The 10,200-nt window shown below is 63.1% G+C and carries 12 protein-coding genes and 1 pseudogene; 11 read left to right on the top strand and 2 right to left on the bottom strand.

What is annotated here, in order from left to right; translation table 11 throughout:
* A pseudogene (locus NOV72_RS32815) lies at window positions 1–137 on the top strand (IS4 family transposase); the annotation flags it as partial.
* A gap of 58 nt (window positions 138–195) precedes the next feature.
* On the opposite strand, the gene copM reads toward NOV72_RS32815, so the two are convergent.
* Entirely contained in the window at window positions 196–594 is a 399-nt protein-coding gene (copM, locus tag NOV72_RS21650; protein WP_106856612.1) for a CopM family metallochaperone, read from the bottom strand.
* 112 nt (window positions 595–706) lie between these two features.
* Between copM and NOV72_RS21645 the strand changes: the two genes are divergently transcribed.
* On the top strand, window positions 707–1,060 hold the full coding sequence (locus NOV72_RS21645; RefSeq protein WP_106856611.1) for a hypothetical protein: 354 nt from the start codon (window positions 707–709) through the stop codon (window positions 1,058–1,060).
* A 13-nt stretch (window positions 1,061–1,073) separates the two neighbouring features.
* Here NOV72_RS21645 and NOV72_RS21640 read toward each other — a convergent pair whose 3' ends face one another.
* Entirely contained in the window at window positions 1,074–1,919 is an 846-nt protein-coding gene (locus tag NOV72_RS21640; protein WP_106856610.1) for a 23S rRNA (adenine(2030)-N(6))-methyltransferase RlmJ, read from the bottom strand.
* 290 nt (window positions 1,920–2,209) lie between these two features.
* On the opposite strand from NOV72_RS21640, the gene NOV72_RS21635 reads away from it, so the two are divergent.
* The 9 genes from NOV72_RS21635 (at window position 2,210) to hscA (ending at window position 10,177) form a co-directional block, all read left to right on the top strand.
* Window positions 2,210–3,004 carry a 3-hydroxybutyrate dehydrogenase gene (locus NOV72_RS21635; protein ID WP_106856609.1) on the top strand — a complete coding sequence of 265 codons (795 nt, stop codon included), beginning with the start codon at window positions 2,210–2,212 and terminating at the stop codon, window positions 3,002–3,004.
* Between the two features lie 14 nt (window positions 3,005–3,018).
* A complete protein-coding gene (locus NOV72_RS21630; protein WP_106856608.1) occupies window positions 3,019–4,215 on the top strand; it encodes a DUF3734 domain-containing protein in 1,197 nt (398 codons plus the stop codon).
* 125 nt (window positions 4,216–4,340) lie between these two features.
* On the top strand, window positions 4,341–4,823 hold the full coding sequence (locus NOV72_RS21625) for a low molecular weight protein-tyrosine-phosphatase (RefSeq protein ID WP_106856607.1): 483 nt from the start codon (window positions 4,341–4,343) through the stop codon (window positions 4,821–4,823).
* A 142-nt stretch (window positions 4,824–4,965) separates the two neighbouring features.
* Entirely contained in the window at window positions 4,966–5,493 is a 528-nt protein-coding gene (iscR, locus tag NOV72_RS21620; RefSeq protein ID WP_061121070.1) for a Fe-S cluster assembly transcriptional regulator IscR, read from the top strand.
* An 85-nt stretch (window positions 5,494–5,578) separates the two neighbouring features.
* A complete protein-coding gene (locus NOV72_RS21615; protein WP_106856606.1) occupies window positions 5,579–6,802 on the top strand; it encodes an IscS subfamily cysteine desulfurase in 1,224 nt (407 codons plus the stop codon).
* A 49-nt stretch (window positions 6,803–6,851) separates the two neighbouring features.
* Window positions 6,852–7,280 (top strand): Fe-S cluster assembly scaffold IscU, encoded by a 429-nt coding sequence (gene iscU, locus NOV72_RS21610; RefSeq protein ID WP_106856605.1) that lies wholly within the window; start codon window positions 6,852–6,854, stop codon window positions 7,278–7,280.
* A 57-nt stretch (window positions 7,281–7,337) separates the two neighbouring features.
* A complete protein-coding gene (gene iscA, locus NOV72_RS21605) occupies window positions 7,338–7,661 on the top strand; it encodes an iron-sulfur cluster assembly protein IscA (protein WP_106856604.1) in 324 nt (107 codons plus the stop codon).
* An 83-nt stretch (window positions 7,662–7,744) separates the two neighbouring features.
* Window positions 7,745–8,275, top strand: a complete 531-nt coding sequence (hscB, locus tag NOV72_RS21600; protein WP_106856603.1) for a Fe-S protein assembly co-chaperone HscB — start codon at window positions 7,745–7,747, stop codon at window positions 8,273–8,275.
* A 36-nt stretch (window positions 8,276–8,311) separates the two neighbouring features.
* Window positions 8,312–10,177, top strand: coding sequence for a Fe-S protein assembly chaperone HscA (hscA, locus tag NOV72_RS21595; protein ID WP_106856602.1), 1,866 nt, complete (start codon window positions 8,312–8,314; stop codon window positions 10,175–10,177).
* The last annotated feature ends 23 nt before the right edge of the window (window positions 10,178–10,200 follow it).

The raw sequence follows: 10,200 nt of genomic DNA, 5'->3' as shown, positions 1-10,200 counted from the left end.
CCGCCTGCCTTCAGCGTCTGCGCGAAAGGCTCAAGTCTCTGCCCAACGAAAAACGACCCGGACGTGCATGCGACCGGGTCGTCAAATCCCGCCCCAAACGGTACACCGTTCGCTATCTAAGAAAAGACCTTAACTGAACGGCATTACCCGCATCGCGGGGCTTTTGTGTTTCTGCTCGACGCCTGTTGCAGAACCTCAATGCTTGGCCGGATGCTGCTCCAGCCACTGTTTCATGAACGCAATTTCCTTGTTCTGCGCGGCGATGATGTCCTTCGCCAGTTTGCGCAGCTTCGCGTCTTTCCCGTACTTCAATTCGACCTTCGCCATTTCCACTGCGCCCTGATGATGCGGAATCATGTGCGCAACGAAATCCCGGTCGGCGTCGCCCGTGTACTCGACGCCCGACATGCCCGACATCATTTTCTGATCGGCGGCCTGGAATGCAGCGGTGGACGACACGTCCGTGGGCTTCTGCGCGTGCTGTTCCATGTTCATGCCGGACATTGCGTCGCTCGCGGGCGTGGCCGACTGTGCGATCGCGCTTGTGCTGCAGAGGGCGGTGAAGATGGCAAGCGCGATTCTCTTTGATTTCATCGTATCTCCTGTGAAAGGACGGTTGCGAAGCTGCTTCTGAGTGGAAGCGCCTAGCCTAAAGCTTGCCACCGGGGTAAGGTAAAGCCGTTTCGTCTACATAAAAGAGCGCACGATGCCAGGCCACATCAACGACACGACGAATATGCGCGTTCGCGTTTGGGTGAGCGTCGCGCTCGCGGCAGCGCTGTTCGGCGCGCAATCGACGTTCGCCAAGCCGGGCGGCGAGCCGCTCGTACTCGATACGCAGACCGGCATCCACAGCGGCGTCAGCGGCACCGTGCTTCAGAGCGGTCCGCTCGGCGGTCCCGGCATGGTGCCGATGGCCACACTCCCCGGGCTGCCGCAGGAGGCCGAGCCGCCGATCGTGGTTTCACCCTACGTCGAATATTCGAGCGGGCGGAACACGGTGCCCACGCAGCCGGGCGGCGGCGTACGACCACGCGTTCCGCGCACGCCTCATCCCTGATCGCAGGCGCAACTCAGTCCGCGCGATGTTCCAGCTTGAACGACGCGTGATCGTCCTCGCCGAGCGCGTCGACGAGATAGGGCAATGCGTCCTTCAATTCTTTCGCCAGCGTATAGGGCGGATTGATCACGAACATGCCGCTGCCGAACAGGCCGAAACCGTCCGTCGGCGGTTTTCTCACGGTCAGGGCGGCATGCAGCCAGCCCTTCGGCTGAAGGGCCTTCAACTGATCGGCAAAGCGCTGCGACTCGATGCGCGTGACGATCGGATACCAGACCGCGTATGTCCCCGTTGCGAAGCGCTTGATGCTTTCCTCCAGACAGGTGAGCGTGCGGGCGTAGTCACGCTTGTCTTCGTACGAGGGGTCGATCAGCACGAGCGCGCGGCGCGGCGCCGGCGGCAACAGCGCCTTGATTCCGTCGAAGCCGTCGCCCTCGTAGATCATTGCGCGGCGGCCGGCATCGCGGAAATTGTGGCGCAGCACGTCGATCTCCGTGCTGTGCAATTCGAAAAGCCGCATGCGATCCTGCTCGCGCATCGTGCGCCAGGCGAGATAGGGCGAGCCGGGATAAAAGCGCAGATCGCCGTCGGGATTCAACGCCTTGACCTCGTCGACGTAATCGGCGAGCAGCGGAGGCAAGTCGTCGCGATCCTGAAGCTTGCCGATCCCCGTTTCGAACTCCGCGTTTTTCGTCGCGAAGCCTTCGGTGAGCGCGTAGACGCCGGCGCCGGCGTGCGTGTCGATGTACCAATACGATTTGTCCTTCAGGCCGAGATGGCGAAGCATCTGAATGACGATTGCGTGTTTGAGCACATCGGCGTGATTGCCCGCATGAAACGCGTGACGATAACTGAGCATGACGAGAGGCCCGCGCGGGGCGTGAAAAGACAGGAAAGAAAAGCTGCGGGGAAGGGGGCCTATTCTAGCCGACGCCGTCCAACGCAAGACTCTCGACGCCTGGCCCTCGCTGCAGCGCATTGCGTCCTTCATGCACAATAGCCGCTCCCGGACATTCATGAACAGTCGGCCGAACGGCATAGGCATTCTGATGTTTCGCACGAGTTTTCCTATGCCGAACGGCCAGCTTGATGGTCGTGCCGATGGATGTTGTCATTCACCTGATGTCTTCCACTGGATAGGAGGTTCGCATGTCATCAAACGGTAAGCTCGACGGCAAGACCGCGGTCGTGACGGGCGCGGCGAGCGGCATCGGCCGCGCGATCGCATTCACGCTCGCGGGCGCGGGTGCGGCGGTCGCCATTGCAGACCTGAATCAGGCGGGCGCGGACGCCGTCGCCGAGGAAATTCGCGGCAAAGGCGGAAAGGCCATCAGCATCGCCATGGACGTGACGAACGAAGACGCGGTCAACCAGGGCATCGATCGCGTCGCGTCGGAACTGGGCTCGGTGGACATTCTCGTGTCGAATGCGGGCATCCAGATCGTCAATCCGATCGAAAACTACGCGTACGCCGACTGGAAAAAGATGATGGCCATCCATGTCGACGGCGCCTTCCTCACCACCAAAGCCGCGCTGAAGCACATGTACAAGGACGATCGAGGCGGCATCGTCGTTTACATGGGCTCGGTGCATTCGCACGAGGCGTCGCCGCTCAAATCGGCGTACGTGACCGCCAAGCACGGCTTGCTCGGCCTCGCGCGCGTGCTCGCTAAAGAGGGCGCGAAGCATAACGTGCGTTCGCACGTCGTCTGTCCGGGCTTCGTGCGCACGCCGCTCGTCGACAAGCAGATTCCCGAGCAGGCGAAGGAACTGAAGATCAGCGAAGAGGAAGTCGTCAAGCGCGTCATGCTGGGCGGCACCGTGGACGGCGTGTTCACCACGGTCGAGGATGTCGCGCAGACCGTGCTCTTCCTGTCCGCGTTCGACACGGCGGCGCTGACTGGGCAATCGTTCGTCGTGAGCCACGGCTGGTTCATGCAGTAAAAGGGCGAGGACGCATGGCAGAAAACGACAAACTCGACGCGCTGCAACGGGAACGGGCGCAGTCCCGCATCCACCTGCCGCCTTACGAAACGATCGCGCTGATGCTGCAAGGCGGCGGCGCGCTCGGCGCTTATCAGGCGGGCGTCTATCAGGGGCTTCACGAGGCCGACATTCATCCGAACTGGATCGCCGGCATTTCGATCGGCGCGCTCAATACGGCGATCATCGCGGGCAATGCGCCGGAACATCGCGCGACGCGTCTGCTGGAATTCTGGGAGACCATTTGCCAGCCGGCATTCGGTTTCCCTTTGCCGGCGTTCGTCGAGCGCGCGCTTTTCGATTCCGCCGACGAGATCCGCAAGGCGTTCACCGCGATGCAGGCGTTCGGCGCGCTCGTCGAAGGGCAAAAGGGGTTCTTCGTTCCGCGTTTTCCGCCGCCGTCGCCGATCATGTCGAGCTCGCCGCAAACCGCCAGCTATTACGACACGACGCCGCTCAAGGCCACGCTCGAGCGTCTTTGCGACTTCGACCGCATCAATTCGGGCGAAACGCGCGTGTCGGTCGGCGCGGTGAACGTCGCGACCGGTAATTTCGCCTATTTCGACAACACGCAGATCGAGTTGCGCGCCGAGCATTTCATCGCGTCCGGCGCGTTGCCGCCGGGTTTCGCCGCGGTCGAAATCGATGGCCAGTTCTACTGGGACGGCGGCCTCATGTCGAACACGCCGCTTTACGAGGTCGCGCAGGCGACGCCGCGCCGCGACACGCTCGCCTTCCAGGTCGATTTGTGGAGCGCGCGCGGGCCGGTGCCGGACAGCATCGTCGACGTGATGGGACGCGTGAAGGACGTGCAGTATTCGAGCCGCACGCGCCTCGTCACGGATCAGATGCAGCGCTCGCAACGCTACCGCAACGTGCTGCAGCACGTGCTCGATCTCGTGCCCGAAGCGACGCGCAAGAACGACGAATGGTGCAGGCTTGCCGCCGAACTGGCGTGCTCGAAGCGCTACAACATCATTCACCTGATCTACCGGCAAAAGGAATACGAGGGCCACTTCAAGGACTATCAGTTCGGCCTCTCGACGATGCGCGAGCACTGGGAAAGCGGTCTCTCCGACATGCGCCGCACGCTGGCGCATCGCGACTGGCTCGACATGCCCAACGGCGAATCGCGCTTCATCACGCACGACATTCATCGCGACGAGCGGTGAACGCGTTCCGCAGGCCGGAATGCCCGGGTTGGGCGAGAAAGTGTGGCACTTTGTATAATCGCGGACGCATTCCGGCTGCTGTCTTCGTCGACGTCGCCGGGCGTTACGACTCTTCCCGGCTTTAGATGAATTCGATCGCGATCTGCTTCGTCTGTCTCGGCAACATCTGCCGCTCGCCCAGCGCGGAAGCGGTGATGCGCCACCTCGTCGAGCGCGCGAAGTTGGCCGACCGGATCGTCATCGATTCGGCGGGCACCGGCGACTGGCACATCGGCGAACCGCCGGACGAGCGCGCGCAGAAAGCGGCGAAGAAGCGCGGCTACGACTTGTCGAAGCTGCGCGGGCGTCAGATTGCGGCCGCCGATTTCGCGCGTTTCGATCTGTTCATCGTCATGGACGACGCCAACGCCACAGCGTTGACGACGGTTTGCCCGCCCGGGCATCGCGACAAGATTCGTCTGCTCATGGAGTTCGCCGCGAACGACGACAGCCGCGTCGTAGTCGATCCCTATTTCGGTGGCGACGAAGGTTTCGAAAAAGTGCTCGATCAGTGCGAAGACGCGTGCGAGGGATTGCTGAAAGCCTTGCGTGCCCAATTGACCGCCTGACGGCGCGAGCCGGAATCGTGTCCAACTCCGGGCGAAAAAAAACCAATTAAAAAGCTACTTATCTCGCCCCGGATACTTGACTAAAACTGTGGGATATTTATACTTGACGAAAATCATCGAGTATTAGCGTTAGCCCCCAATTATGAGACTCACCACGAAAGGCCGTTTCGCCGTCACGGCGATGATCGACCTGGCGTTGCGCCAGGAGCAGGGCCCGGTGACGCTGGCAGGCATCAGTCAGCGCCAGCGCATCTCGCTTTCCTATCTCGAACAGCTCTTCGGCAAGCTGCGGCGGCATGAGATCGTCGAATCGGTTCGCGGACCGGGCGGCGGCTACAACCTCGCGCGCCGCGCGGAGAACGTCACGGTCGCCGACATCATCATCGCGGTCGACGAGCCGATCGACGCCACGCAATGCGGCGGCAAGGGCACGTGCGAAGGCACGAAGCAGCACGACGGCCACTGCATGACGCACGAGCTCTGGGCGACGCTCAACCAGAAGATGGTCGAGTATCTCGATTCCGTCTCGTTGAAGGATCTGGTCGATCAGCAGCGCGCACGCGAAGGCTCGTCGGCGGTGCTGCGCGACCGGCGCGCCGAATCGGCTGGCGTCGAGGCCGCTCGCGTCGCGCCCAAAGGCCCGAATTCCATTTTCAATCTGGCCGGATGACACAAGCGCGCCGCCGGCACGAGCGCCGGGCGCGCAGACAGAAAGCATCCAGCCAAGAGCTTTGACCGATTTCCCGGAGCGACTGATGAACAACGATATTCCCCACCTGCCCATTTACATGGACTACAGCGCGACGACGCCCATCGATCCGCGCGTGGTGGACAAGATGATTCCGTATCTTCGCGAGCAGTTCGGCAATCCGGCCTCGCGCAGCCACCAGTACGGCTGGGATGCGGAGCGTGCGGTCGAGGAAGCGCGCGAGAACGTCGCGGCGCTCGTCAACTGCGATCCGCGCGAGATCATCTGGACGTCGGGTGCAACGGAATCGGACAACCTCGCCATCAAGGGCGCCGCGCACTTCTACAAGAGCCGCGGCAAGCACATCATCACCGTGAAGACCGAGCACAAGGCCGTGCTCGACACCACGCGCGAGCTGGAGCGCGAAGGCTACGAAGTCACGTATCTCGACGTGAAGGACGACGGTCTCATCGACCTGGAAACGTTCAAGGCGGCGATCCGCCCGGACACGATCCTCGTTTCCGTGATGAGCGTGAACAACGAGATCGGCGTGATTCAGGACATCGAGGCGATCGGCGAGATCACGCGCGAGAAGGGCATCATTTTTCACGTCGACGCGGCGCAGGCCACCGGCAAGATCGCCATCGACCTGCAAAAGCTGAAGGTCGACCTGATGTCGTTCTCGGCGCACAAGACGTACGGTCCGAAGGGCATCGGCGCGTTGTACGTGCGCCGCAAGCCGCGTGTGCGTATCGAGGCGCAGATGCACGGCGGCGGTCACGAGCGCGGCATGCGTTCGGGCACGCTCGCGACGCATCAGATCGTCGGCATGGGCGAGGCGTTTCGCATCGCGCGTGAGGAAATGGCGACGGAAAACGAGCGCATCCGCATGCTGCGCGACCGTCTGCTCAACGGCCTGAAAGCCATCGAAGAGGTGTACGTCAACGGCGACATGGAACGCCGCGTGCCGCACAACCTCAATATCAGTTTCAATTTCGTCGAAGGCGAATCGCTGATCATGGCGGTGAAGGATGTCGCGGTGTCGTCGGGATCGGCGTGCACGTCGGCGTCGCTGGAGCCGTCGTATGTGCTGCGCGCGCTCGGCCGCAACGACGAACTCGCGCACAGCTCGATCCGCTTCACCGTCGGCCGCTTCACCACCGAGCAGGACGTCGACTACGTGATCAACCTGCTGAAGAACAAGATCGCGAAGCTGCGCGATCTGTCGCCGCTCTGGGAAATGCACAAGGACGGCATCGATATCTCGACCATCCAGTGGGCCGCGCACTAAGCGACCACCGAGAGCGCCACGCGTCATCGAATAAAGGAGAGTTTGAATCATGGCTTATAGCGACAAGGTTCTGGACCACTACGAAAACCCGCGCAACGTCGGCTCGTTCGCGAAGGACGACGACACGGTCGGCACCGGCATGGTCGGCGCGCCGGCCTGCGGCGACGTGATGAAGCTGCAAATCCGCGTCGGCGCGGATGGCGTGATCGAGGACGCGAAGTTCAAGACCTACGGCTGCGGCTCGGCGATCGCATCGAGTTCGCTCGTCACCGAATGGGTGAAGGGCAAGACGCTGGATCAGGCGCTGACGATCAAAAACACGCAGATCGCCGAGGAACTGGCGCTGCCGCCGGTGAAGATCCACTGCTCGATTCTCGCGGAAGATGCGATCAAGGCGGCGGTCGCCGATTACAAGCAGCGTCATGGCGTCGCCGCTCCGGAAGCGCAGGCGACGGAAACCAAGCAACACGCGGCTTAAGTGACGAACGCGGGCGGGATGCGTGTGCGTCGCGCCTCGAAAAGAGAAGCGAAGACTATGGCAATCACGTTGACGGATAAGGCGGCACAACACGTGCAGAAGTATCTGACGCGGCGCGGCAAGGGCGTCGGGCTGCGGCTGGGCGTGCGCACGACGGGCTGTTCGGGTCTGGCGTACAAGCTCGAGTACGTGGATGAACTCGCGGCCGAAGACACCGTGTTCGAGTCGGCGGGCGTGAAGATCGTGATCGATCCGAAAAGTCTTCCGTATCTCGACGGCACCGAGCTGGACTTCGCCCGCGAAGGCCTGAACGAAGGCTTCAAGTTCAATAACCCGAACGCGAAGGACGAATGCGGCTGCGGCGAATCGTTCCGCGTCTGACGCGGAGGACGCCGGCGGTATCGGCAAAAGAGGCGGCGCGTGCCGCCTTTTTCATTCGCGCACACTAAAACCATTGACATAGCATGGCCTCGCTCACCGACAGTCACTTCGCTCTCTTCGATCTGCCGAACACCTTCGCCGTCGATCCGCAGAAACTCGACGGCGCGTATCGCACCGTGCAGGCGCAAGTGCATCCGGACCGTTTCGCCGCCGCCGGCGACGCGCAGAAACGCCTCGCGATGCAATGGGCCACGCACGCGAACGAGGCATATCAGACGTTGCGCGACCCGCTCAAGCGCGCGCGCTATATGCTGTCGCAGCGCGGCATCGACGTCGGCGCGGAGAACAACACCGCAATGGAGCCCGCGTTCCTGATGCAGCAGATGGAATGGCGCGAAAATATCGAGGACGCCGCGAACGCGAAGAATATCGGCGCGCTCGAAGCGCTGCTCGACGAATTGCGCGAGGAAGAGCGCGTGCGACTCACGAAACTCGAGGCGCTGATCGACAGCAAGTCGGATCAGGCCGCGAGCGAGGCGGTGCGGCAATTGATGTTCATCGAACGCGTGGCTCATGAAATCGGCGCGCAAATCGAACGGCTCGAGCACGCATAAAGACGCGTTCGCCGTTAACACCCCATAAGACCAACGATGGCTTTACTGCAAATCTCAGAACCCGGCATGGCGCCGGCGCCGCATCAAAGGCGCGTGGCGGTCGGCATCGATCTCGGCACGACGAACTCGCTCGTCGCGGCCGTGCGCAGCAGCGTGCCCGAAGCGCTGCCCGACGAGGACGGCCACGTGCTGCTGCCGTCGGTCGTGCGCTATCTGGAGAAGGGCGGACGACGCATCGGCCGGATCGCGAAGGATGAAGCCGTCACCGATCCGCGCAACACGATCGTGTCGGTCAAGCGCTTCATGGGCCGCGGCAAAAGCGAAGTCGAGGGCGCGGAGAACGCGCCGTACGAGTTTCTGGACGCGCCCGGCATGGTGCAGATCCGCACCGTCGATGGCGTGAAGAGCCCGGTCGAAGTATCGGCGGAAATTCTCGCGACGCTGCGTTATCGCGCGGAAGACACGCTCGGCGAGGATCTCGTCGGCGCGGTGATCACGGTGCCCGCCTATTTCGACGAAGCCCAGCGGCAGGCGACCAAGGATGCGGCGAAGCTCGCCGGCCTGAACGTGCTGCGGCTGCTCAACGAACCGACCGCGGCCGCGATTGCCTACGGTCTCGATAACGGCGCCGAAGGTCTCTTCGCCGTCTTCGATCTCGGCGGCGGCACGTTCGACCTCTCGATCCTGAAGCTCACGAAGGGCGTCTTCGAAGTGCTCGCGGCGGGCGGCGATTCCGCGCTCGGCGGTGACGATTTCGACCACGCGCTGTATCGCCATGTACTGGAGGAAGCGGGCGTCACGCTCGAGGCGCCGGAAGACGTGCGCCTGATGCTCGATCGCGTGCGCACCGCGAAGGAAGCGCTCTCGGACGCGCCCGAAACGCGCGTCCAGGCGACGCTCTCGACCGGCAAGCAAATCGATGTCGCGGTGACGGAAGCGCAGTTCGCCGCGCTGGTTGAAGCGCTCGTGAATCGCACGCTCACGCCCACGAAGAAGGCGCTGCGCGACGCGAAAGTCGCGCCCAAGGACATCAAGGGCGTCGTGCTGGTCGGAGGCGCCACGCGCATGCCGGTCATCCGCCGCGCGGTCGAGGCGTTCTTCGGTCAGCCGCCGCTCGTCAATCTCGATCCGGATCAGGTCGTCGCGCTCGGCGCGGCGATTCAGGCCGATCTGCTCGCCGGCAACCGTCGCGGCGAAGGCGACGACTGGCTGTTGCTCGACGTGATTCCGCTGTCGCTCGGCGTCGAGACGATGGGCGGCCTCACCGAAAAGATCATCCCGCGCAATTCGACGATTCCCACCGCACGCGCGCAGGATTTCACGACCTTCAAGGACGGCCAGACGGCGATGGCGATTCACGTCGTCCAGGGCGAGCGCGAACTCGTGTCCGACTGCCGGTCGCTCGCGCGCTTCGAGCTACGCGGGATTCCGCCGATGGCGGCCGGCGCCGCGCGCATTCGTGTGACCTATCAGGTGGATGCGGACGGGCTGCTGTCCGTGTTCGCGCGCGAGCAGGCGTCGGGCGTGGAGGCGTCGGTGGTGGTGAAGCCGTCGTACGGTCTCGCCGACGACGAAGTCGCCCGCATGCTCGAAGAGAGCTTCAAGACCGCGGAAACCGACATGCACGCGCGGGCGTTGCGTGAGGCGCAGGTGGAAGCGGAGCGTCTGATCGAAGCGACGCACGCCGCGCTCGAAGCCGACGGCGAATTGCTCGACGACGATGAGCGCGCGCAAATCCTGACGCTCGTGACCGGGCTCGCGGCGCTCGCGAACGGCGATTCGGTCGAGCAGATCGAAGACGCCACGAAAGCGCTGGCCACCGGCACCGACGAATTCGCCGCGCGCCGCATGAACAAGAGCATCCGCCGCGCGCTCGCGGGCCGCAAGCTCGACGACGTCTAAATCACCCCATTCGAGAAATCACG

This window comes from Caballeronia novacaledonica, from assembly GCF_900258035.1.
Taxonomy (GTDB): Bacteria; Pseudomonadota; Gammaproteobacteria; order Burkholderiales; family Burkholderiaceae; genus Caballeronia; species Caballeronia novacaledonica.
This window is presented reverse-complemented; position numbering and strand designations above follow the sequence as displayed.